The sequence below is a fragment of the Ichthyenterobacterium magnum genome (assembly GCF_003610635.1).
GTDB classification, from domain to species: Bacteria; Bacteroidota; Bacteroidia; order Flavobacteriales; family Flavobacteriaceae; genus Ichthyenterobacterium; species Ichthyenterobacterium magnum.
Genome location: NZ_RAQJ01000001.1, coordinates 383,955 through 408,348, shown reverse-complemented (window position 1 = coordinate 408,348; position 24,394 = coordinate 383,955). Strand labels below are relative to the sequence as shown.

Genomic DNA, 24,394 nt, shown 5'->3' with positions numbered 1-24,394 from the left:
CGATGGAAAAGAGAACAGATAAAAATTCGTACACAATAATCTTTGCCATAGGTATGGTAATCATTGTTGGTTTTATATTAGCATTTTTAGCATCGTCATTAAAACCTAGAATTTCTGAGAATGAGCGTTTAGAAAAGCAACAAAACATTCTTTATGCAATGGGTATTAATGAAAATGAAGGTACAAGCGCAAATTTTGTGTCTACAGATGCAGCTCCAGAATTGTTTAAAAAATACATTAAGCAACAATTGGTAATCCAAAACGGAAAAGCAACAGCTAACGATGAGGCTTACTTAATAGATGTAAAAAAAGAACAAGCAAATGCAAAAGCTGGTAAAGCTAGGCAGTTGCCTTTATTTGTAGGAGAAAAAGATGGTAAAACATTTTACATAGCTCCAATACGAGGTAAAGGGCTTTGGGATGCAATTTGGGCTTACATTGCTATGGATGAAAATATGGTAGTTCAAGGTGCTTATTTTGATCATAAAGGAGAAACACCTGGTTTAGGGGCAAACATTAAGCAACGTTTCTTTATGGACGATTTTATTGGAGAACATTTAATGGCCAATGGTGCTTTTAAAGGTATTAATGTAGCTAAAGGAAATGCCGATCCAAAAAATAATGACAAAACAGATAACGAGGTTGACGCTATTGCAGGAGCAACTATCACAGGTGATGGTGTGTCTGCAATGATTAGAAGCGATTTAAAGCTTTATGTACCTTATTTCAAAACTTTAAAAAATTAATACTATGGGCTTACTTTCAAAAAAAGATGCAGCTTTAATAAAAGATCCATTAGCAGATAATAATCCAATTACAATTCAAGTACTTGGTATTTGTTCCGCTTTAGCGATTACAGCAGAGTTAGAAGCATCTATCGTAATGGCAATTTCAGTATTGTTTGTATTAGGTGTAGGAAACGTAGTGATTTCTTTAATGAGAAATATAATTCCTTCAAAAATTAGAATTATTGTACAACTTATTGTCGTAGCAACATTAGTAATTATTGTGGATTTAGTATTGAAAGCTTTTGCTTACGAACTAAGTAAAACACTTTCAGTATTTGTTGGATTAATTATTACTAACTGTATTATTATGGGACGTTTTGAAGCTTTTGCTTTAGGTAACGGACCATGGCGTTCATTCCTTGATGGAATTGGAAACGCTTTTGGTTATGGTGTAATATTAATTATAGTAGGATTCTTTAGAGAATTATTAGGATCAGGTACATTATTAGGTATTCCTGTTTTAGGAGATCCAATTGAAAAAACTGGATTATACAGTATTGGTTATGAGAATAACGGATTTATGTTATTATCGCCTATGGCTCTAATAGTTGTAGGAATCATTATTTGGGTACAACGTAGTAGAAATAAAGCTTTAATAGAAGACTAATCAGGATGCAGTTTGCAGTTGCAGTAAACAGTTAATACTGTAAACTAAGACTGAAACTGAAAACTAAAAATATATGGAACATTTAGAATTATTTTTCAAATCAATATTTATAGATAACATGGTATTTGCCACATTTCTTGGAATGTGTTCTTACCTAGCTGTATCTAAAAAAGTATCAACAGCTGTTGGTTTAGGAGCTGCTGTAATATTTGTATTAGCTATTACAGTACCTTTAAACTGGTTGTTAGATCAATACATACTTCAACCTGGAGCTTTATCTTGGCTTGGAGAAGAGTATGCAGCATACGACTTGAGTTTCTTATCATTTATTATGTTTATTGCTACCATTGCAACCATGGTACAATTAGTAGAAATAATTGTTGAGAAATTTTCACCATCATTATATAACTCACTTGGTATTTTCTTACCATTAATTGCAGTAAACTGTGCCATTTTAGGAGGTTCATTATTTATGCAATCTCGTGAAATAGCAACTTTAGGTTTAGCCTTAAATTATGGAGTTGGTTCGGGAATTGGTTGGTTTTTAGCAATTTTAGCAATTGCAGCAATTCGTGAAAAAATTAGATATAGTAATGTGCCACCAGCATTAAGAGGTTTAGGAATTACATTTATCATTACAGGATTAATGGCCATTGGTTTTATGAGTTTTGGAGGTATGTTAACAGGTGGAGATGAAGAAGCTACAACTGAAGAGAAAACAGCTTTGTTAGAAAAAGAATCAATAGAAGATGTCACGTTGAGCACTTCGACTGCGCTCAGTGTAAACTCTGTTAAAACGTCTGAAGAAAAAGTGATAGCTAACACAATAAACGCAAATGAATAACATGATATTAGCAGCAAGTACAACAGGAACAATCATTGCAACTATAGCAGCCTTTTTACTAGTAACTTTATTATTGGTAGCCTTGTTATTGTTTGTAAAACAAAAATTATCACCATCAGGCCCTGTAAAGATTTTAATTAATGGTGAACGTGAAATTGAAGTTGCTTCAGGAGATACCTTATTATCAACTCTTGGTGCTCAAAAAATATTTTTACCATCAGCTTGTGGTGGTGGTGGAACATGTATTCAATGTGAATGCCATGTAACCTCTGGAGGTGGTGAAGCATTACCAACAGAAACACCTCACTTTACAAGAAAAGAGTTAGCACACGGAGCACGTTTATCTTGTCAAGTAAAAGTAAAACAGGATATGGAAGTTACTATTCCAGAAGAAATTTTTGGAATTAAAAAATGGGAAGCAACTGTAGTATCTAACTATAACGTGGCTACATTTATTAAGGAGTTTATAGTAGAAATTCCTGAAGATATGGGTTATAAAGCTGGAGGTTATATCCAGATTGAAATTCCAGAAACAGAAATTAAATATTCAGAAATGGATGTTACTGCGCATCCTGAAGACCATCCAGGAGAACCAGATAAATTTAAACCAGATTGGGAAAAATTTGGACTCTGGCCTTTAGTAATGAAGAATTCAGAAACTGTTGAGCGTGCTTATTCTATGGCTTCTTATCCAGCAGAAGGAAGAAAGATTATGTTAAATGTTCGTATTGCAACACCACCTTTTGATCGTGCTAAAGGCGGTTGGATGGATGTTAATCCAGGTGTAGCATCATCGTATATTTTTAATCAAAAACCAGGAGATAAAGTAACCATTTCTGGACCTTACGGAGAATTCTTTATCAACGATTCTGAAGCAGAAATGTTATACGTTGGTGGTGGTGCAGGTATGGCACCAATGCGTTCACATTTATACGAGTTGTTTAGAACTATAAAAACTGGACGTAAAGTAACCTATTGGTATGGAGGACGTTCTAAAGCTGAATTGTTTTACATACATTACTTTAGAGCATTAGAAAAAGATTTTCCAAACTTTAAATTCTACTTGGCATTATCAGAACCAATGGAACAAGATAACTGGAAAGTTAAAACAGATATAAATGATGAAGCTGGAGATGGTTTTGTTGGATTTATCCACCAAGTTGTAATCGATCAATATTTATCTAAACATGAAGCGCCAGAAGATATTGAGCTATATTTCTGTGGACCACCATTAATGAATCAAGCGGTTCAAAAAATGGGAGAAGACTTTGGTATTGATGATGAAAACATCAGATTTGATGACTTTGGAGGCTAATAGCTAAGTGACGTTTGGCAATGATTGTCATTCTGAAAATAAATAAATTCCTATCTTTTTAGGAATTGAAAAACCCAACACATTGTGTTGGGTTTTTTGTTTTATAAACATTTAATCATTTATATTAGATTCAATTAGTTTTAAAGTGTCAGTTAAATAATGCTTAAACACCTTGTAAGAGTTAAGCGTATACATATAATTTAAGGTGTTATTGTAAAGTTGATTTTCAAATTCAACTGTCCTGATTGTATTAGTATAATTAATTTTGAAATTAGATTTAGCAATTATTTTTAAATTTAAATCGTCTTCAAAAAAATTTGGAACCTCCATATTTCTTAAAAGTGCTTTATTTGTTAATGAAGGAATAAAGAAATCGAATAAATAGTCTCTATATATTATAATGTCATCTTCTGTATCGGTTTTAAAATAAGACCAATTAGATAATTGATTTTTTAAATTAGTATCTCTTATTAAGTTGATGGATCCAGTATTGAGCATTTCGTCTAATGATCCGGTAATTATATCTAATGATTTGGTTTTATTAATAATATCATCTAATAATTTTTCTACTTCTGAGCCATTAATACTATTATCAGATCTAATAATTTCGAGTAAATTTGCTGATGCCTCATAGGCTTTTGAAAAACTATGATAAGCGTTATCTAAGTTGATGATATTGGTTTTAAAGTCTGTTTGAAGGCTCTTTAAGATAGCTTGTTCTCTATTTCTATCTTTTCTATATTCATTCCAGTTGTTAATCTGAAGTGCAATTAAAATACCAATAACCACAAGTACAATTTCACCAATAGCGTATTTAAAGTATTTCGCTGTCTTTCCTGTTTCCATTAGGTTGTATCTTATTCGTCTAAAGAATTTAATCATTCATTGCTTAGGTTCTGTTAATCTAATTATATCGTTAATCATAGCTACAACACCTTCTTCTTTTACGGTGTTTATATTATTATCCAAATCTCCAGCTCTTTGGTTTATAAAATTTCTATGTCGTTTGCTGAAGAAAGCTTTTGTGTTTTCTGGGTCATCAGAAATATCGGGATCAAAGCTTGCTCTTGCCCATGGTCCATACTCATTGTTCAAAAAATTGACTGCAAATTGTTCTTCCTCTAAATAATCTCCCAAAACATCTTTCCATGAAATTAAATTTCGCCTTAAAGTGTCATTTTTAATAAGATTAAAAGATGATGAATTTAAAAGTGCTTCAACAGCTCCGTTTTTTGGATTAAACGATTTATTTCTCCACATTAATCGATTATAAACTCTCATACTATCTGCAAAGTGTGTATTAGCGTCATTTCTCTGAGGGTTTTTAGATTAAAGGTTCCTATAATTTTTAGTAATCTAGTACTAGCATGAAAATTAATTTTGTTGAAACTAATTATTGAATCTAACTGTGCTTTATTTGATTTAAAGTCTAGGTTTATTTCCTTTAAAAAAGCCTGCTCTTTTGCTCGTTCTTTTTTTCTTTCATTCCAATTATTAATCTGCAATGCTATGAGGATACCAATAACCACCAATATTATCTCTCCAATGGCATATAACATGTATTTACTTACTTTGTTTTCTTTAATCATGTTTTGGCGTATTCTTCTGAAAAATTTTATCATATAGTAAGCTAGCTTAATAAGTTATAAGTTATAAGAAGTTTTCCATCCTTACACCAACGAATCCAACCTTTGGCTACTGCTTTATAATCATCACCTTGTAACTCGACATACATCCATTGATTTTGAATTTTTATTGGTAGCATAAAACTGTAAGGTGTTTTAATTGTTTCAGCATAATCTAAAGGTTTTACATATATCTTGTGTTTTGAAGGTTCTGGAAATTCAACACTATGAATGCCTAATAAAAACTCGGGCCAATATTGTAGTTTTCCAGCATATCTGTCTACAAAAGTAGTTTGATTATTAGTTGTATTAACGACAATCTCAATAAAATCATGACTAATAGACTTTGCTTTAAAATGTAACCTATCATAATCCAGTTTTAAATGGTCTGGAACCAGCCAAGACGGCGCGGTGGCAATATCAAAACCACCGTATTCTAGTTGTTTAAAAGTAATACTATCAGTTGGTATATGCTCATGTACAGATTTGCTAGGTGTTAAATTACTGTAAAAATAAAGTGCCTTGTTTTTATAAAAGTTTGGTGTAAACATACCTAAACCCATAATGGGTTGTGTTTGTTTTTTTACTTTTTTTGTTTTGAGCATTGCCATAGCTTTATTTTCTTGAGCTTCGTTTACAGGTGTTATAAGTTTAGATTTTGTTGGTTGCTTTTTTATATGAGAATCATTTTCTAATTTTTCGCGTTGACGCTTTTGGTAGCTAATGGTAAAATACGAAAATGAAGCTACAATGATGAGTGTTAATACTACATTAAGTTTAATAATTGTAGACCGCTTAGCTATAAAGGCAATAATCAATGATAAACAAAGTCCTATAAAAGCTCCAATAACAGCATAGCCAAATACAATAGCGCCACCAGCAAGCATTTGCCCTTTACCAGCTTCAGTTATACCGGCATAGACCAACCCTAAAAAGAAAAAGGCAATAATAGCTAAAAAGTACATTAATAAACTATAGAGTTTTATTGCTTGATGCGCCATAATTAAAAGGTTATAATCTTGGTTATGGTTTCACCTTTTTTTACTTCAATTGTAAAAGTTTCTGTTTTTCCTGCATGCTCTTTTTTTACCGCACTAACTTTCACTTCATATGTACCTGGATTCAACATAAATTCTCTTGGATTACTAGAATTAGATGTATAAGTTCTACTACCAGCTACATTTTGGCCTGATTTTTTATCCTTAATACTTACAACGGCGTCAACTAAGGTTTCTCCACTTTTTACGCCAATCATAGCAATTCCAGTTTCGAAATTGTGGGAAGCTTCAACTGTTTTTCCAGATGCAACTACCACATCTTCAATAATATATTTGGTTTCTAAACCCTTCATGGTTAAACCCATAATTTCAATATCATAAACTCCTGCGTTTACTTCTATAATTTGTGGCCTACCATAGGTTCTACTACCACCAACTACTTCGCCTTCTTGAGTTTTTACTTTACTTGTGCAATCCCAACCTTCACCATTATTTAGCGTAATAAGATTTATTTTTCCGCCATCAAAACTTACAGTTTGATGCCCAATTTTATCTTTGACACTTTCTACTTTTATTGTGGTTCCTTTAATTCTTGTATTTTCTAGAGGGTTGACAATCATGTCATATTTCCCTGGCGGAAGAAATACCCAGCCCGAATCTCGATAAGTACGAGTGACAGCTATTTCTTGGTTGGTACCAGACTTAACTACTTTCACCCAAGCATCTACGGGTTCATCATTTTTGGTCGCATAGATAGAAAAGTTTCCTTCTGAATCGTCGATAGTTTGCTCAGTGGCTTCTGTCAGCCCTTCTCCTAAACCAGCAGCATTAGTAGCATCATAATATGTGCCACCTCCAGCATTGGCCGCACATTTTAATTGTTCAGTTTCTTCTTCTTTTAGCCCAAATCCGACAATGTGAAGTTTAAAATCAATACCTTCTAACTTAGCTTTTGAGACCACATCGCAAATATTTCCGTCACAAGATTCAATGCCGTCAGTAATTAAAATAATGGTGGCTTTAGTATTGTTTTCTTTTAGTGAATTAATGGCAAGTCCAGCCGAACGAGCTAATGGTGTTTTTCCTAAAGCATTCATGCTTTTAACTGCAGCTGTAATATTGTTTTTGTCGTCATTTTTTATATCAACCAAAAACTCAATATCGTTACAATCTCCCTTTTTGCGATGACCATAAGCCACTAAGCCAATGTTTTGATTGGTAGGAAGATTGCTTACAGTTGTTGATAAAACGTTTGCAGCAATGCCTTTTTTTGTTTTACCATCTAGTTGTCCCCACATGGAGCCACTAGCGTCGTAGATAAATAAAATAGGAGATGGAGCGTCCTGTTGTGTGTAAGATTGTAAACTAAAACCTAACACACAACATAGTGTAATTAATAGCTTCATGATGTTAGGTTTAATTATGTATTTAAAGATACTAAAAATTAATTTTTGTTTATAGAATGGAGTTATTTAGGCTCAATAATTAAAAAAATAGCAGTACTGTCACCAATATTTATAACCTCATGCCAGTCTATACCATCACTAGAAAAATGAGCTCCTTTTTTTATAGTGACTTCTCTAATGCCTGTTGTGTCTTTTATTCTCATTCTTCCTCCAGAAATAGCATATCCAAAATGAGCGTTATGGTAATGACGATTGTGCCCAACGCTTGGCGGAAACGTGCACTTTAAAGCTCTTAAGCTTTCATTGTCTTCTAATACCTCACAAACGGCTATATTGTTCCACCCAGCTTCAAGAGGGTCAGGAAGCGTACTTTTGTTTTTGCAATTAAATAAGAAAATAATGCTAAAAATGCTTCCAATAATTAAGAAACTATTCTTATTAGTATTACAGAATTGTTTGATCATAAATTTACAGTTGTTAGTAAAATGAAGCTAATGGTTGTAGCTGGAGTTGAGTATAAGACTATCTGTATATAAAAAATAAAATGTTACAGAAGTAACTTTGCTTAAAGTTACACTTTTTTGTATATCAAATACGAAAAAACAGTTTCAAAACGTTCTTATACTTATGAAAAAATATTTACTTGTAGTATTAGTTTGTATTACTATTGTCTTGTTAGTATACCAATTAAAGCCAGTTAAAAAAACGACTCAAGTCTTGATAGCTTCTACAAAGAAAATAGTTTTATTAAATGAAGATAGCTTAACAATTAAATCTAGAGTGATTGCACCTAAAGGTTATAAGCGTGTCATTTATAAAAAAGGGTCTTTTCAAGAGTATTTACGGAATTATAGTTTGAAACCATTTGGGAGTAAAATTATTAATTATGATGCAACTGAGTATTTCTGGCAAAGAGGTCATATAGGAGTTTTAGATATTCCTGTGCCGTCAAACGGGCTACAACAATGCGCAGATGCTTTAATAAGAATTAGAGCAGAATATCTTTGGGATAGTAATAGAAAAGATGAGATAGGCTTTAACTTTACTTCTGGACATTATTGTTCTTGGTTTAAGTATGCAGAAGGTTACCGGCCAAAAATTAAAGGAAATAAAGTATCATTTCATAAAACATCAAACAAAGATTATTCTAAAGCTAATTTTTATAAATACCTGAATTTAATTTATATGTATTCTGGTACTTTATCGTTGTTTAATGAATTGTCTAAAATTGAATATGCTAAGGATTTAAAGATTGGAGATATGCTTATTAAAGGTGGTTCACCAGGGCATATTGCTATGATTTGTGATGAAGTTGTAAACTCAAAAGGCGAAAAGCTGTATTTGTTGTTTCAAGGTAATACACCGGCACAAAGTGTTCATTTAGTTAAAAACCTTGAAGACGAAAATATTTCACCTTGGTATAATTTAAAAAAAGACACCATAATCCCAGTTTCTAATTATACTTTTAATAGCTCAAAATTTGTACGATTTAAGTAGCATTTGGTTTTAATGCTCACATTTTTTATTCGTTTCGATGTGATAGTATATAAATCTTTAAATGCTATTAATTATGAAACGATTTTTACTACTACTATTGTTGCTCTCAGGCACAATAGCAATTGCGCAAACCACTTGGACAGGTTTAGGCGCAAACACAAACTGGAACAATACCGATAACTGGGACACTAACTTAGTACCAACAGCGGCAGATGATGTTATTATCCCAACAGGATTTACAGTAACGCTTAATGTTGCAGGAACCGTTAAATCTATTGACGTACAAGGAACATCAATATTTGATGTAAACACTAATTTAACGTTTACTGATGACTCCTCATTTGGGCCAAATACTAGCATTAATTGGAGCGGAGGAACTTTCACTTCAAATGGTAGTACACTTACAAATGATGGAACCATTAGTATACTTGGCGGAAATGTATTTATTCCTGCATCAACCATACTAACTAATAATGGAGCTATTGATTTTGTTGGTGGTGGCGATATTTTTATTGCAACTAATGGTGTATTAAATAATTCAATATCTGGCGTTATAGACTTTCAAGGTGATGATTCTGGTATTAGTGGCTCAGGAGGTCAACCAAGACTATTAAACAATGAAGGGTTAATTAAAACTTCGTATGCAGATGTTTCAGATAAATCATCTATAGGTGCAGAGCTGATTAATAATGGTGGAACGATTCAAGTTGAAGTTGGTACACTAAATCTTTCAAGTTCTGGAATTGAGTTAAACGGTGGAGTTTACAATGTTTTTTCTGGAGCAGCTTTAGATTGGGATTCAGCTATAACAATTTCTGGTACGTTTACTGGAGTTGTTGATGGCGATATTAATTGGAGAAGTACAGCAAATGTTTTAACATCGGCTTCATTCAATTTTTCAGGTAATGAAACATTGAAATGGGTAGGTGGAAATCTAACAGGAGGCGGAACTTTAACCAATGAAAGTACTATAGAAATTCAGTCTGGAAATGTTACGCTTTCAATGTCGACAACACTAACAAATAATGGCAATATTGATTTTGCTTTAGGAGGCGATATTTTTATTGCTACAAATGCCATTCTCAATAATACGAGTACAGGCGTTATTGACTTTCAAGGCGATGATTCAGGCTTTTCTGGAACAGGAGCTCAACCTAGACTATTAAATAATGAGGGCCTAATTAAAACGTCTTTTATTGATCCTTCAGATAAAACCTCAATTGGAGTTGAGTTACGAAATAATGATGGTGTAATTCAAGTCGAAAACGGAACACTTAACCTTGCTAGTCCAGGTATTGAATTAACAGGAGGTACTTACAATGTGTTTTCAGGAGCTACACTAGATTGGGATTCGCCAATATTAATATCTGGGACTTTAACAGGTGCTATTGATGGTGATTTTAACTGGAGAAGTACAACCAGTGTTTTAGGTACCGCAACGTTTGATTTTACTGGAAACGGAACTGTAAATTGGCCTTCAGGTTCTTTGGCTGGTGGAGGTGTACTTACCAACAATAGTATCATAGAAATACAGATAGGTAATGTGTTTATAAATATTGCTACTACCCTAATTAATAATGATAAAATCAATTTTTCTGGAGGAGGCGATATTTTTATCTCAACAGATGCTGTTTTAAATAATACTAGTACAGGTGTAATTGATTTACAAGGCGACGATTCTGGATTCTCTGGGTCAGGAGGCTTACCTAGACTATTAAATAATGAAGGGATTATTAAAGCAACATTTTCTGATATTACAGACAAAGCAACAATAAGTGTTGAATTAAAAAATAATAATGGTATAATACAGGTTGAAAATGGGACGCTTAATTTAAGTAGCCCTGGGATTGAGTTAAATGATGGAACTTATAACGTATTTGCAGATGGAACTTTAGATTGGGACACAACCATTACATTATCTGGAGTGCTATCAGGAACTGTTGATGGTATAATAAATTGGAGAAGTACTGCTATTATTGCACCAGCAGAAACAGCAACATTTGATTTCTTAGGGAGTGAAACTGTGACTTGGGCAAGTGGAAGCCTTCAAAGCGGGACACTTGTAAATGAGAGTAGAATTTCAATTTTAGATAGTAACATTACTATGTCAGCAGGTTCTACATTAACCAACAATGGTGATATTGATTTTAATGGATTAGGAGATATATTTATTGGTACTAATGCTGTTTTAAATAATACCGAAACTGGTGTCATTCAATTTATAGGTGATGACTCAGGATTTTCTGGAAGTGGTGCTGTACCTAGAATTTTAAATAATGCAGGAATTTTAAGAACGGCTTATACTAACGATATAGTTGCTGATAAATCAAATATTGGTGTTGAGGTTACTAATTCTGGAATTATTGATGCCGAAACAGGAACAATGAGTTTTTCGAGTACATTAGACCATCAAGTAGGTGGAGTCGTAAAAGGAAATGCAATATTCGATTTACCTGCGATTTCCATATTTACCAATGATGGGACATTTGCACCAGGAGCGTCACCAGGAACATTAACTGTTATAGGAAATTATATATCTACAATAAATACTATTCTAGATATTGAATTAAATGGTTTAACACCAGATACCGAGCATGATGTTTTAGCAATAACTGGTACCAATGTTGTGTTTGAAGGCAATGTTAATATTATAATGGGTTTTGAAGCTAACCAAGGAGATACATTTACAATAGCAACAGTTTCTGGAACAAATTCTACTGAAAATTTAGTAACACCTATCATTGTTGATTATGACGGAAAACGATATACTTTTGATGTTACATATCCTGAAAGTAATTCTGTATTGCTTACCATTTCAGATAAGTTAGATATTTTGCCTCCAGATATAATTACTCAAGATATTACAGTTCAATTAGATGCTACAGGGAATGTTAGCATAGTCGATACTGATGTAGATGATGGTACAACTGATAATTGTACACCAACAAATGAGTTAGTGTTTTCTTTAGATATTACCGCTTTTACATGTGCAGATGTAGGTGATAATTCAGTAATACTTACAGTGACTGATAATGATGGAAACTCAGCTAATGCAACTGCTATAGTAACAGTTGAAGACTCTATAAACCCAGTAGTAACCTGTCCAGATGATATTGTTCAATCAAACGATTCGGGTTCATGTGATGCCGTAGTTACGTTTATGGCATCAGCAACAGATAATTGTCCAGGAGTAACAACCTCGAGTGTTCCAGCATCAGGCAGTGTGTTTCCGTTAGGAACAACTGAAGTAACAGTAACAGCAACCGATGCATCAGGTAATACAGATGTTTGTACGTTTAATGTTACGATAAATGACACTGAAAACCCAGTAGTAACCTGTCCAGATGATATTGTTCAATCAAACGATTCAGGTTCATGTGATGCCGTAGTTACATTTATGGCATCAGCAACAGATAATTGTCCAGGAGTAACAACCTCGAGTGTTCCAGCATCAGGCAGTGTGTTTCCGTTAGGAACAACAGAAGTAACAGTAACAGCAACCGATGCATCAGGTAATACAGATGTTTGTACGTTTAATGTTACGATAAATGATACTGAAAATCCAATAGTAGTTACTCAAGATATTATAGTTCAGTTAGATGCTTCAGGAAATGCATCAATAGTGCCAGCAGACGTTAATGATGGGTCATCAGATAATTGTATGATGAGTACTTTAAGCTTAGATGTAACCGATTTTACCTGTGAAGATTTAGGTGCAAACACAGTAAACTTAATAGTAACTGACCAAAGTAGCAATAGCGCATCAGTACCAGCGACCGTAACATTGATTGATAATACATTGCCAGAAATAATTTGCCCTAGTGATTTTACAGTACAGGTAGATGGTACATATACAGTCCCAAATTATATTCAAGATGGAACCGTTGTAGTTTCAGATAACTGTGATGATGACCTCGATCGTGTACAAACACCAATACCAGGAACAGAACTTGGTCCTGGAAGTCATAATATTAGAGTTGAAGTTACAGACGATTCTGGAAATACAGCTGAGTGTTCTTTTAAAGTAACTGTTGATGACACCTTAAGTATTAATGATAATGAGTTGAATGATGCAGATATTTCTTTGTTTCCTAATCCAGCATTTAACATAGTTACATTAAAAAACACAAGTAGATTAGAATTGATTAATGCTGAAATCATTGATGTTACGGGTAAAGTTATTAGTATTATTAACCTTAGAAACATGAATACGGTTAAAGAAATTTCATTAGACACCTATTCTAGTGGGATGTATTTTGTAAAAATAAATGCATCAAACAATTCAATTACAAAACGATTAATTAAGCAATAATAAGTTATCGTTTCATATTATTGGTTTATTTGGGGCGATCACCTTTTTGGTGGTCGTCCTTTTTGATGACATTTACTGACTTTACCGATGTAATAGTATATCAACCTTATAAAGCTATTAATCATGAAACGAATTTTACTTTTTTTTACAATTTCATTATTATATATAACTATAGTTAATGCACAGTTTTTTGAAGATTTTAATTCAGGAATTCCTAATAATTGGACAGTACTAGATGGTTCTGGAAATGATTTGTGGGAGTCTACTTCGCTTTATTCTTGGGGCGGAGGCGATGGTCTTGCTATATTTAATGACAGTGATATTGATGAAGATTATTTAATTACACCACAATTTATAATTACTTCTGGTGTTTCTGAACGTATTTCCTTTCATGTTCGTGGTGATTTTATGGAACAGAATTTTGAAGTGCGGTTATCAACAACAGGAACAGATTCCTCAGATTTTACAAACATAATTGCTACAGAAACTGCTCCAGATGCCGAGTTTGGAAACTATGATTTATATGCATATGACCTCTCGGCATATAATAATCAATTGGTTTATATCGCTATTGTCTCTATGGCAACAGGTGGTGTTTTGTATCTAGACGAGTTTTCTAACGATAGCTTTAACTGTCCAAGTCCATATGCATTAGATGGATCGCCACGATTACTTACAGAATCTGTTTTTACCTGGAGAAGAATTGTATCAAACGAAAGTGGTTGGATAGTTGAATATGGAGAAACAGGTTTTACACTTGGAAATGGCATGCAAATTACAGATGATAGTATACCAGATAATAATTTCCCTATTATTACTGGTTTAACCTCAGGAGTATCTTATGATTACTATTTGCAAACCAGTTGTGGTGTAAATAATAGCCAATGGATAGGACCTTATACTATAGTTCAACCTGTAGAAGGCGAGTCTGTTGCTTTTCCTATTTCTATTAATCTATCGCCAGATAGTTGCACTTTGGAACCAACCATTAATTTTGATTATAATAACGGTTTTCCGTTTTATAGATTTCCAAATAACACCGATGTGTATTTGAATTTTGCCTGTGATCCACAAGCCACAGTTGAAAAGCATGGGTTTTGGTATCGGTTTACAAGTCCTCCAAATGGTGCTATAAAGATTACAACCGATAATGCTGATGACAACTTTGTTATACACACACTTAATTGTAATAGTCAAGGTGTTTGTTTTAGAGATAGCGAGGTGTTTTGTTATAGAAACCCAACAAATATGAATCAACAAACAGTACTGGATTTAGACCCTAATACAGAATACAGCCTTGCAGTTTGGAGATCTGGTTTTCCTAACACAACAGTCTCAGAAATTTGCGTAGAAGCAATAGGTTGTGTACTTCCAGTTGATTTGGATGTTACTGTAACTTCTGAAACCGATGCTGATATTTCTTGGACAGACTATGATGGTAGCGAAAGCATTTGGGAGTATGTGGTGCAGTTAGATGGTTTGGGAGCACCTACAGGTTCTGGTACATCAACTACAGAAACCTCTGTTTCAGTTAGTGGTAGCGTAAATGAAACCTATGAGTTTTATGTTAGAACAGATTGTGGTAGTGGTATATTTAGTGATTGGGCTGGTCCTTTTGAGTGGTTGCAGTCTTTAATTCCAGCTAATAACGATTGTGAGAATGCTGAATTATTATTGCCTACTGGTGGTGATTGCGAATTTAGTACTAGTGGCAACACACTGGGAGCAACGTATTCTCCAGATAATTTTGATGATTGTGGTTTTCATGATGAAGATGTATGGTACTCTTTTGTAGCAACATCAACCTCATATCAATTTAAAATTATTGGAACAAACAATGATTTTAGCGACTCAGATTACAATGCAGTACTTTTTGATAATATTATTGACTGTAATACTCAAGATGATGTAGATAGACTTTTCTGTTCATACAATGATGATGATGAAATTTATATTTATTACAACTTAGTGATTGGTAATACATACTATCTTAGATTAACAATGAATAGAGCTTCATTTGAAGATGGACGAGATGCATCATTTGATCTGTGCATTAGTATTCCACCGCCGCCGCCAGTAAATAATAACTGCATAGATGCTATTGCTATCCAAAGAGGTACATCTTATTCTGGAGACACCACTTGGGCTACCAATTTTGATAATGTTCCGCTTTGCAATAACCCAACGAATGATGATGAAAAAGTAGTTTGGTTTTCGTACACAGGGTTGGGTAGTGAAGAAGATATCATCATTTCTTTTTGTGATAGACCTTTTTCAGTTCAGCTAGGTGTGTTTACAGGAGACTGTAGTAGTTTAACATGTGTTTATCCATTTACCTCCAATGAGCTAGTTGCAGAGCCAGGATGTTCATCTGGTTGGCGACAGAATAACGCATTTACATCAGATGGAAGTACAACGTATTTTATTGGCATTAGAGGGTTTAATGAGGATGAGTTTGGGGATTTTGAATTTGATGTTGATGGAGAATCCTTATCGGTTACAGATAAACTTATGGAAAGCTTAATATTATATCCTAACCCAATACAAGATAAGTTAATACTAAGCAATCCAAACAATCTTGAGCTATCATATGCCGAAATTATTGATATCAATGGTCGTTTGATACAAAAAATCAATTTTAAAGAAATGGTAACAAATCATATTATTTCATTAGACAACTATTCAAGCGGTATTTACTTTTTTAGAATAAATTCTAATAATGGTTCAATTGTAAACCGTTTAGTCAAACAATAATTATGATATAAATCCTCTGCTATTAATTAGGGAAGTTATTATTTAGGGTTTATTATACGAGAAGAGTTATCAAAAATGATAGCTCTTTTTTATGTTTTTCGTTTTTTCTTAATCAATATCATTAAAAGAATAATTATTAAAACACCAAATAGCCAGAAAATAAAATTAGAGTTGGTATTGATTTGTATAGGAGATTGGTCACCAATTAAAACGAGTCCTGCCCAATATTGAGGAGCAACTATTCTTCCATTTGCAGTAGAAATATAATCTAATTTTGCCTTTTTTAAAGCAATATCTTTAGGTAGTCCTTTGGCAATATAATCGTAAAAAGATTTAATTAATTGTGTGCTAGATTGCTCATCAATTTTCCAAAGACTAGTTAATATACTCTCACTACCAGCATAATTAAAAGCATGAGCTAAAGAAATCATACCTTCGCCAGCTTGGTATGTTGGCTTGCCAGTTTCACAAGCTGTTAAAATGGCTAAATTTGAGTTTAAGTTTTGATTGTAAATCTCATAAGTATATAATGAGTTATCATCGCTAGATGCGTTTTTTGCAAAAATTAAGCGGGATAATTCAGGACTAATATTATTAGATTCTGCATGTGTGCCAATATGTATAATTTTATGCTCATTAGCTTCATTTGTAAAAATTTGCTTTGAGGCTTTTTCATTTAAAAACGAAGATCCTTTAAAAATTTTAGAATATTTTTTAGCTAAGTCAACACTAAAGGGTTGAGGTAATAATGTAAGGTAGGTTTTATCTAAACTCACAGAGTCTGTAACCGTAATTTTATATGCATGTTTCATTTTACTTGTAAACTCAGGAGCAAAAGCAATAAAATCACTACTATAGTTAACTTTTTTATTATCAGAGTTTAATAAAAATAAACTATAGTTATATGAAAAACTATGTTTTGCTAAAAGACTATTAGTTGCTAAATCTTTAAAGGTGCTTATTTTTGAAGGTGTTAGAGTTTCAAAACTTAAATTAAAAAGATTTCCGTCTGGAATTAAAATTACTTTATCTGTTGTAATTAAGTTTACAATAGGTTGCCACAATTTTAAATATAGTTCATGTAGTTTGGTGCTGGTTTTTAAAATATCAGACTGGTTTTTGGTTAAATACTCAATGCTTTCTTTTAGGTTTTCTGTGTTAAGTCTAACTAAGCTTTTGTTTGTTTTAGTAACTACAAAAGCATAAAGAATATCTTCTATATAAAGATAACGAACTATGGTTGTATTTGTTGAGATGTTGTTTTGTAAATTAGTTAGTGGCTCCTCAATTGTAGCATAACGCATTTTATAATACTTCGGGAAATGTTGTTTTAAAGAATCTATAAATTGATGCCATTGTGTTGTTGATTCAATAAAGTTTTTAATCGTATTTTGAGATGAGTTTAATGATGAGTTTAGTTTGTTTTTTAGAAAGGTTTCTCTTGCTGCTACTTTTTTAGGTAAACCAGAAAAAGTAATGTTGTTTCTTAGGTTTAATCGAGACCTTATTCTATTATAGATACTAGACTCATGTATGGCAATTAAATCTTGTAAATAAGTTTCGTTATTAGTTTTTTTATAAAGATCTAAACGAATTTGCTTAGCAAAATTGAATAAGTCATTGTTTTCTTGAATAAGTAAATTTAAATCATCGGGTGTTTTTATAGTAACTTTTCTTCGTTCTAAAATAGTAATACTTTCTTCTATATCATTTAAAATTGATTTTAAAAAAGACTTGTTTTTATTAGTGTTAAGAATATATCTAGATTTTGCATTTATGTATAATGCTTTTGGTTTATTAAATTCATTTTGAATAGAGTCTGATAGTGATTTTGGATTTAGTTTTTTATCTTTAAAAAAGGACAAAGCTTCTTCACTATATATTAAAGCTTTTTCATGGTTTTCAAGTTCTAGATAGACTAATGCTAAGTTTAGTGTTTGGTGAAATTGTGTTAAGTTATTTTCAAAGTTTTCTTTTTTTGCGAATAAATAGCCTTTCATTGCAAGTTCTATAGCTTTTTTTGAGTCGTTAGTTTTTGCATAAAACTTAGACATTTCTATTAAAGCATCTAAATAATCTCTGGAGTAATTACCATCAAAATTTTTTCTATATAACACCTCACTATCTTCATACAATTTTTTTGCACCTTCAAAATCTTTCATAGCCTCATATATAGATGCTCTAATAGTTAATGTAAAACTGTGTATATAACTGTAATTGATTGGCGTTTTATGTATTAATACAAGTGCTTTGTCTGTATATTCTGCAGCTTTAATATAATTTTGTGCTTTAAGGTTGGTGTGACCTAATAGAACTAAAGAGAAAACAATATTGGGGTCTTCCTTTTTTAAAAATTTTAATTTTTCATGATACGAATAAGTCATCAATTCTACCGCTCTATTATATTCTCCTATGCCATCATAAAAGGTTCCTAAATTATCAATAGAAGAGAGTCGATATCGTTTAGCTCTTAATTTTTTTGATTCGTCTTTAGCAATATCAATAAATTTTTGAAAGTTAAAAATTGCATCTGTTATATATGTTATAGCCGCATCAGTATTTCCTGTGTTTTGAAAATTTAAAGAAATGTTATTGTTTACGATTGCTTTCCAATAGTCTCGATTAACTTCTGTGCTATCCATTAAGCTTAACATTTTTAAAGCTTTTTTATAATAATATGTAGAGCTGTCTATTTGAGTTTTACTAGATTGAAATCTACCAATAGAATTATAGGTATTATATAACTGTTTTAAGTTTTTTTTTGAGCTTTGTTCTAAAATGGACTTAGATTTATAAAGATGCTCTTTACCTTTATTATATTGCCCTAGATTGAGAGAGGCTGTTCCTAAGTTGTATTGAATTTTTGATATTTTAAACCAATCTATAGGTTGAATTTGCATAGCAAGTTCTAAAGCTTCAACACAGGTTTTATAGACCTCATTTGCTTGTCTAGCATTAAAATAAATATTTGATAATTGAATTAAAGCATCAGTAGAAATTGTTGGGTTTTTTTGTTGCTTTAAGTTATTAACTAAAACTAATGCTTTATCAATAGCAATTTTAGAATCTCCATTGGCTAACTTAAAACTCCCAACTAAAGGAATGTATGAAACCAAAGTGTCATAATTTTGTTGAGATTTAAAATATTCAATTTGTGTGTTTAATTCTTTTTGAGCTTCTTGTAAAGCATCAGTTTCTATTAGTTTTTTAACATATTCTAATCCAGAAATGGAATCATTTTGAGAAAAAGCTGTCATATTGAAGCTTATAAATAAGTACAATACAACTTTCTTGAAATAGCATATTTTTTTCATTACTAAAAGTCTTTTAGTCGTTTAGTTCAGAAAGAAGGGCTTTGCTATTATCAATAGTACTAAAGGTAAGGTTTTTTTTTGCAAGCTCAATATTATTTGTTTTTAAATATGCTAAACCTAGATAATGATAAGCTTCATTTTTAAAAGTTGTATTTGAGTTTAGAATAACATTATCAAGAAACTTTATTGCAGCATCCTCATTTTTATTTGCTAAATGTGCAACACCTATAAAATAATTTAAAGTATCATTTTGAGGCTTGTTTTTAAGTAAAGCTTCCCATTTTGAAATAGCAATAATATACTCACCTTGTTTATAATTTACCATAGCATCATAAAACTTAAAATGACTAGTATTATCGCTCATAATTGTTGGTAAACCTGGATCTACATTAAAGTATTTATTATACAGTTGTTTAGGGTTTTGGGTTGAAGATAAATACCAAATACCAGATAGACCAAGTAGTAGTATAATTGATGCCGCAACAGTATACTTTTTATACCATTTGACTTGTTTTACATTATCTGAAAGTGAAATAATTTTGCTATTATTTTCTAATGTAATCTCTTGATGAAAAGTATCAAATTTTTCTATTAATGATTGCTCTTCAATGGCTTGAAGAGTAATGCGACAATTTTCAACTTTTTCTTTTAATAGAGAATCAGTTTTTAGAGTTTCATTAAAAGAAATAAACTCAGTTTCGCTCATAGTGTTAAGTAGGTAACGTTCTATAAGTTCAAATTCTTCTTGTGTTATATTTTGTTTTTCAGCATTCATGCTATGTTTTGTTTAGATTTTGGGCTAATAGTCTTAATTTTTGCATACATCTATATTTTTTGTTTTTAACTGAAGCTGCATCAATTTGTAATTCATTTGCAATTGTTTTCATCGATTTTTTATCAAAATAAAACGATTTTAATAATGATTTACAGGGTTCACCCAAACTCTCAAAAGCTTTCATTGCTTGATTTAATTTAAGTTCAAACTCATGGTCTTGAGTAGAAGGATGTATATGTAAATTATCGCTTTTCAATGTAGCTATATCATTATTTAATATTGTTTTTTTATAATTTTTTGATCGTAAAAAATCCATCCATTTGTTTTTTGCTATAGTATATAGGTATCCATTAATAGAGGATTCATTTTTTGGTTCAAATTTATTGTCTTTAATGTTTCTCCAAACAGCTAAAAAAGCATCTTGATAGATGTCTTTAGCATGTTCTTTTGTTCCATTGTTTTTTAAAACCAGAAACTCAATTTTTTGATAATTTGTGATATATAATGATTTTAATACCATTTCGTCATTAGCCTTAATGGCAGCAACAAGTTGAGCGCTTTTTTGGGTTAGATTAGATTTAAAATCGACTTTTTGCATATACTAATTAAAGATATATCAAAGCATCGACTTTTACAATCTAATTTGCTTAAAGACTGTTTTTTATAGATTAAAGACATATAAGTTCTATTTGTGTTTTCTTGTATATCGTATGCTTTAAAAAAAGTCATCACTAAATTAACTTTTATGCTATTTTTGCAATATGAACAAAGCATTAACAAAACAAGAATTACATAACCTAGCTATGAATCACGTTGGTAAAGATTTAGAACAACGTGGTTTTGAGTTTGTAGCTGTTAATAGCAAATTAAAAAAGCATCCACAGTTTGTGTGTATTGATAAAAACAATCAGTATTTTTTTGTTATTGTAAAAGCAGTAATTCTACCCGAGAACCCTAACAATTATGATGTAATTTGGATGGAAACATTTAAAAAACATGCACATGATAAAGATGCAAAAGTATTGTATGCTGGAGTAGGTTTAGGAAATCCTAACGGTGAAGATTTGCCAATTTACTTAAATGAAGATTACCTTATTGAATACAATGGGATACAAGTTGTAGAAACCAATTTAAATTAAAATGAAACCTATTACCTACTTAATGATTATCCTTTTTATAGTGTCTTGTAAAAAGGAATCAAAAAATACAAAGCTATCTGGAGCTGTTTTTGGCACGTCATATTCAGTTATTTATGACAATGAGGTTAATTATGAAAAACAATTAGATAGTTTGTTTTATGTGATTAATAAATCAATGTCAACCTATCAAGACAATTCAGATATTTCAAAATTAAATAGAAACGAAGCATTTAATGTTGATAATCATTTTATAAAAGTTTTTAAGGCTTCTAAGTCTATTTACCGACTTACAGAAGGCGCATTTGATCCAACAATTGGGGTTGTTGTTAATGCATGGGATTTTGGACCAGAAGGTGCTGTAAAAGATTTAGATAGTGTAAAGATTAATAATTTAATGCAAACTGTAGGCTTGAATAAAGTTGGCTTAATAAACGAGAAGATTATTAAAAGAAACTCAGAAACCAGAATAGATTTTAATGCTATTGCTAAAGGCTATGGCGTGGATGTAATTGCCGAATTTTTAGAGGGTAAAAACACAAAAAATTATTTAGTAGAAATAGGAGGCGAGATACGTGCTAAAGGATTAAATGTTGAAAAAAAATCACCTTGGCGTGTTGGTATTGATAAGCCTAATTTTGATGGCTCGCAATCTGTTTATAAAGCAATTAGTTTAACAGACGAAGCCATGGCAACTTCTGGAACGTACAGAAAGTTTAAAATTGATAAAAATGGTAATCGTTACGCACATATTATTGATACAAAAACTGGGTATCCAAGTCAAACAAATCTGTTGGGAATATCTGTAATTGCAAAAGATTGTATGACTGCAGATGCTTACGCAACGGCTTTTAAGTCTATGGGAATCGAAAACGTAAAACGTTTTCTTCAGTCGCATCCAGAACTTAAAGCATTTTTAATTTTTGAAAACGATAAGCAAAATCTAGAATCAATAGCAATTAATGGGTTTCCTGTTGACTAAGATTTGTAAACTACAGGAATAATTTCGCCTTTAGCTAAACAGTATTTGGTTACGTTTTCTTTTGTTAATTTAGATGTGTAATCAACTTCCTTTACTTTAAAACCAACAGAGCGAAGTTTGTCAAAATAATCACGACCATAAATACGAACATGATCATACTGACCAAAAATTTTAGCGCGTTCTTTTTTATCAGTTATAGTATTATCTTCAAAAGTGTGTTCTCGAGATAAATCTTGAGGAATTTGAAAAACGCCCATACCTTCAGGTTTTAAAACACGATATAATTCTTTCATCGCTTTAGTATCATCAGAAATGTGTTCTAAAACATGATTGCATAAAATTACATCGTAGCTATTATCTTTAAAAGGTAAATTACAAATATCTGCTTTTACATCTGCTAAAGGCGAGTGTAAATCTGTAGTTATATAATCCAAATTCTTCATAGTTCTAAAGCGTTTGTAAAAAGCTTGTTCTGGAGCAAAATGGAGTACTTTAAGTTTTTTTGAAAAGAAACCGGTTTCATTTTTTAAAAATAGCCAAAGTAGTCTATGGCGTTCTAGTGAAAGTGTTGATGGTGATAACACATTGTTACGTTGGTTGCCATAACCATAAGGTAAAAAACTCCTGAACGATTTACCATCAATAGGATCTGTAAAGGTGTTTCCTTTTAAAAAAAATGCAAGAATAGGCCTAACAAGATAACTTAACCTTATAAGTAAAGGCCTTGGGATTATGTTTAGAAAAGTTTTAAAGAGTTTTTTCAACTGAAAACTGTTAACTGTTTACTGTAAACTGATTTCTAAACTCGTTTTCTTCATCACTTTTTATGTCTAAAGCTTCATGCACATATGCAAAGGTTGATAATAGTTCTGGTTTACCGTCAACAATTGCAATGTCATGTTCAAAATGAACACTTGGTTTGCCATCAAGCGTGACAATAGTCCAGCCATCTTTTAATTGTTTAACACGATGTGTTCCGCCATTTATCATAGGTTCAATAGCTACAACCATGCCTTCAATAAATTTTTTGCCACGACCACGTTTTCCATAATTTGGCATTTCTGGATCTTCATGCATTTTACGACCTAAACCATGACCAACGAGTTCTCTAACTACACCATAACCATGATTTTCGCAATACTTTTGAATGGCATAACCAACATCTCCAACACGATTACCAACTTTTAATTCTCTAATGCCTACATATAAAGATTCTTTAGTAACCTCAATTAGTTTTTTTGTTTCTGGCAACACTTCGCCTATTTCAAAAGTATAGGCATGATCGCCATAAAACCCATTCATTAAAGCACCACAATCTACAGATACAATATCACCATTTTTTAGAGGAGTGTTTGTAGGCAAGCCATGTACTACGGCTTCGTTTACACTACATAATAAAGTTGAAGGACAGTCATAAAGTCCTAAAAACCCAGGGACAGCACCTTGTGCTCTAATAAACTCTTCTGCCATTTTATCTAACTGTAGTGTGGTTACTCCAGGTTTTATCTCTTTAGCAAGCATGCCTAAAGTTTTTGAAACAACTAGTGCGCTTTGGCGCATTATTTCTATTTCTTCTTTTGTTTTTACTACAATCATATTTATTTTCTTAAAAATGAAAAGAATCCTTTTTTCTGTTTTATAGATTTCATGTTTGGAGCTTCTTTTGTAATTAGTTGATAAACTTCTCCCCAACCTAAAATGCCACCAATATTTCTATCGTCAATAAAAATGTCGGCATAAATTTTTCTACTAACACTATTATCAAATTGCTCTTCAGGAAAACTTTGGTTTACTGCATAAAACTCAATGCCATTTGCTTCACAAAATTCTACTGCGTCTTTAAGTTTAGAACCGCTTCTGTAAGTCCATAAAATAAGACGATGACCATCATCTTGAAGTCGTTTAAGAGTTTCAAAAGCAAAGAGTCTTGCTTTACCTACTTTTGGATAGGCATCTTCTACTATTGTGCCATCAAAATCGATGGCTATTACTAATTTATCTTGAAAATTCATCGCATAATTTTGTGATGCTGCAAAAATAC

At 32.0% G+C, this 24,394-nt stretch carries 21 protein-coding genes; 9 read left to right on the top strand and 12 right to left on the bottom strand.

Annotated features, from left to right (window positions below; translation table 11 throughout):
• The first annotated feature begins 2 nt into the window (after positions 1-2).
• The 4 genes from BXY80_RS02010 to nqrF all read left to right on the top strand — a co-directional run bounded on the left by BXY80_RS02010 (position 3) and on the right by nqrF (position 3,554).
• The gene (locus BXY80_RS02010) at positions 3-746 is read left to right on the top strand and encodes a Na(+)-translocating NADH-quinone reductase subunit C (RefSeq protein WP_120199545.1); all 744 of its coding nucleotides are present in this window, start codon (positions 3-5) and stop codon (positions 744-746) included.
• A 4-nt stretch (positions 747-750) separates the two neighbouring features.
• On the top strand, positions 751-1,395 hold the full coding sequence (locus BXY80_RS02005) for an NADH:ubiquinone reductase (Na(+)-transporting) subunit D (RefSeq protein WP_120199544.1): 645 nt from the start codon (positions 751-753) through the stop codon (positions 1,393-1,395).
• 73 nt (positions 1,396-1,468) lie between these two features.
• Positions 1,469-2,239, top strand: coding sequence for an NADH:ubiquinone reductase (Na(+)-transporting) subunit E (gene nqrE, locus BXY80_RS02000; RefSeq protein WP_120199543.1), 771 nt, complete (start codon positions 1,469-1,471; stop codon positions 2,237-2,239).
• 1 nt (position 2,240) lies between these two features.
• On the top strand, positions 2,241-3,554 hold the full coding sequence (gene nqrF, locus BXY80_RS01995; protein WP_120200324.1) for an NADH:ubiquinone reductase (Na(+)-transporting) subunit F: 1,314 nt from the start codon (positions 2,241-2,243) through the stop codon (positions 3,552-3,554).
• A gap of 111 nt (positions 3,555-3,665) precedes the next feature.
• On the opposite strand, the gene BXY80_RS01990 is transcribed toward nqrF, so the two are convergent.
• The 6 genes from BXY80_RS01990 to BXY80_RS01965 all read right to left on the bottom strand — a co-directional run bounded on the left by BXY80_RS01990 (position 3,666) and on the right by BXY80_RS01965 (position 8,047).
• Positions 3,666-4,400 (bottom strand): DUF6090 family protein, encoded by a 735-nt coding sequence (locus BXY80_RS01990; protein WP_162843248.1) that lies wholly within the window; start codon positions 4,398-4,400, stop codon positions 3,666-3,668.
• Between the two features lie 36 nt (positions 4,401-4,436).
• A complete protein-coding gene (locus BXY80_RS01985) occupies positions 4,437-4,835 on the bottom strand; it encodes a hypothetical protein (RefSeq protein ID WP_147376092.1) in 399 nt (132 codons plus the stop codon).
• Positions 4,832-5,143: a DUF6090 family protein gene (locus BXY80_RS01980; protein ID WP_120199540.1), complete on the bottom strand. Its 312-nt coding sequence runs from the start codon at positions 5,141-5,143 to the stop codon at positions 4,832-4,834. Before BXY80_RS01980 ends, BXY80_RS01985 begins: the two co-directional genes overlap by 4 nt.
• 41 nt (positions 5,144-5,184) lie before the next feature.
• Positions 5,185-6,180, bottom strand: coding sequence for a hypothetical protein (locus tag BXY80_RS01975; RefSeq protein WP_120199539.1), 996 nt, complete (start codon positions 6,178-6,180; stop codon positions 5,185-5,187).
• 2 nt (positions 6,181-6,182) lie between these two features.
• Complete coding sequence (locus BXY80_RS01970) at positions 6,183-7,583, bottom strand: vWA domain-containing protein (protein ID WP_120199538.1); 1,401 nt, start codon at positions 7,581-7,583, stop codon at positions 6,183-6,185.
• A gap of 62 nt (positions 7,584-7,645) precedes the next feature.
• Entirely contained in the window at positions 7,646-8,047 is a 402-nt protein-coding gene (locus BXY80_RS01965) for a cupin domain-containing protein (protein WP_120199537.1), read from the bottom strand.
• Positions 8,048-8,210: 163 nt separating this feature from the next.
• Between BXY80_RS01965 and BXY80_RS01960 the strand changes: the two genes are divergently transcribed.
• The 3 genes from BXY80_RS01960 to BXY80_RS01950 all read left to right on the top strand — a co-directional run bounded on the left by BXY80_RS01960 (position 8,211) and on the right by BXY80_RS01950 (position 16,146).
• Positions 8,211-9,080: a DUF4846 domain-containing protein gene (locus BXY80_RS01960; RefSeq protein WP_120199536.1), complete on the top strand. Its 870-nt coding sequence runs from the start codon at positions 8,211-8,213 to the stop codon at positions 9,078-9,080.
• Positions 9,081-9,153: 73 nt separating this feature from the next.
• On the top strand, positions 9,154-13,392 hold the full coding sequence (locus tag BXY80_RS01955) for an HYR domain-containing protein (RefSeq protein WP_162843258.1): 4,239 nt from the start codon (positions 9,154-9,156) through the stop codon (positions 13,390-13,392).
• Between the two features lie 123 nt (positions 13,393-13,515).
• A complete protein-coding gene (locus tag BXY80_RS01950; protein ID WP_120199534.1) occupies positions 13,516-16,146 on the top strand; it encodes a T9SS-dependent choice-of-anchor J family protein in 2,631 nt (876 codons plus the stop codon).
• An 89-nt stretch (positions 16,147-16,235) separates the two neighbouring features.
• Here BXY80_RS01950 and BXY80_RS01945 read toward each other — a convergent pair whose 3' ends face one another.
• The 3 genes from BXY80_RS01945 to BXY80_RS01935 are packed head-to-tail and all read right to left on the bottom strand — an operon-like array spanning position 16,236 to position 20,833.
• Positions 16,236-19,460, bottom strand: a complete 3,225-nt coding sequence (locus BXY80_RS01945; RefSeq protein WP_120199533.1) for a CHAT domain-containing protein — start codon at positions 19,458-19,460, stop codon at positions 16,236-16,238.
• Between the two features lie 13 nt (positions 19,461-19,473).
• Positions 19,474-20,235, bottom strand: coding sequence for a tetratricopeptide repeat protein (locus BXY80_RS01940; protein ID WP_120199532.1), 762 nt, complete (start codon positions 20,233-20,235; stop codon positions 19,474-19,476).
• A gap of 1 nt (position 20,236) precedes the next feature.
• Positions 20,237-20,833, bottom strand: coding sequence for an RNA polymerase sigma factor (locus BXY80_RS01935; RefSeq protein ID WP_120199531.1), 597 nt, complete (start codon positions 20,831-20,833; stop codon positions 20,237-20,239).
• A gap of 163 nt (positions 20,834-20,996) precedes the next feature.
• Between BXY80_RS01935 and BXY80_RS01930 the strand changes: the two genes are divergently transcribed.
• Positions 20,997-21,374 (top strand): Na(+)-translocating NADH-quinone reductase subunit F, encoded by a 378-nt coding sequence (locus tag BXY80_RS01930; protein WP_120199530.1) that lies wholly within the window; start codon positions 20,997-20,999, stop codon positions 21,372-21,374.
• A 1-nt stretch (position 21,375) separates the two neighbouring features.
• A complete protein-coding gene (locus tag BXY80_RS01925) occupies positions 21,376-22,353 on the top strand; it encodes an FAD:protein FMN transferase (RefSeq protein ID WP_120199529.1) in 978 nt (325 codons plus the stop codon).
• On the opposite strand, the gene BXY80_RS01920 is transcribed toward BXY80_RS01925, so the two are convergent.
• From BXY80_RS01920 to BXY80_RS01910, 3 genes are read right to left on the bottom strand one after another with little or no spacing between them, the layout of a single operon-like run.
• On the bottom strand, positions 22,350-23,117 hold the full coding sequence (locus BXY80_RS01920) for a class I SAM-dependent methyltransferase (protein WP_120199528.1): 768 nt from the start codon (positions 23,115-23,117) through the stop codon (positions 22,350-22,352). The genes BXY80_RS01925 and BXY80_RS01920 overlap by 4 nt on opposite strands.
• A gap of 10 nt (positions 23,118-23,127) precedes the next feature.
• Positions 23,128-23,949: a type I methionyl aminopeptidase gene (map, locus tag BXY80_RS01915; protein WP_120199527.1), complete on the bottom strand. Its 822-nt coding sequence runs from the start codon at positions 23,947-23,949 to the stop codon at positions 23,128-23,130.
• Positions 23,950-23,951: 2 nt separating this feature from the next.
• Positions 23,952-24,365 carry a BT0820 family HAD-type phosphatase gene (locus BXY80_RS01910; RefSeq protein WP_120199526.1) on the bottom strand — a complete coding sequence of 138 codons (414 nt, stop codon included), beginning with the start codon at positions 24,363-24,365 and terminating at the stop codon, positions 23,952-23,954.
• Between the last annotated feature and the right edge of the window lie 29 nt (positions 24,366-24,394).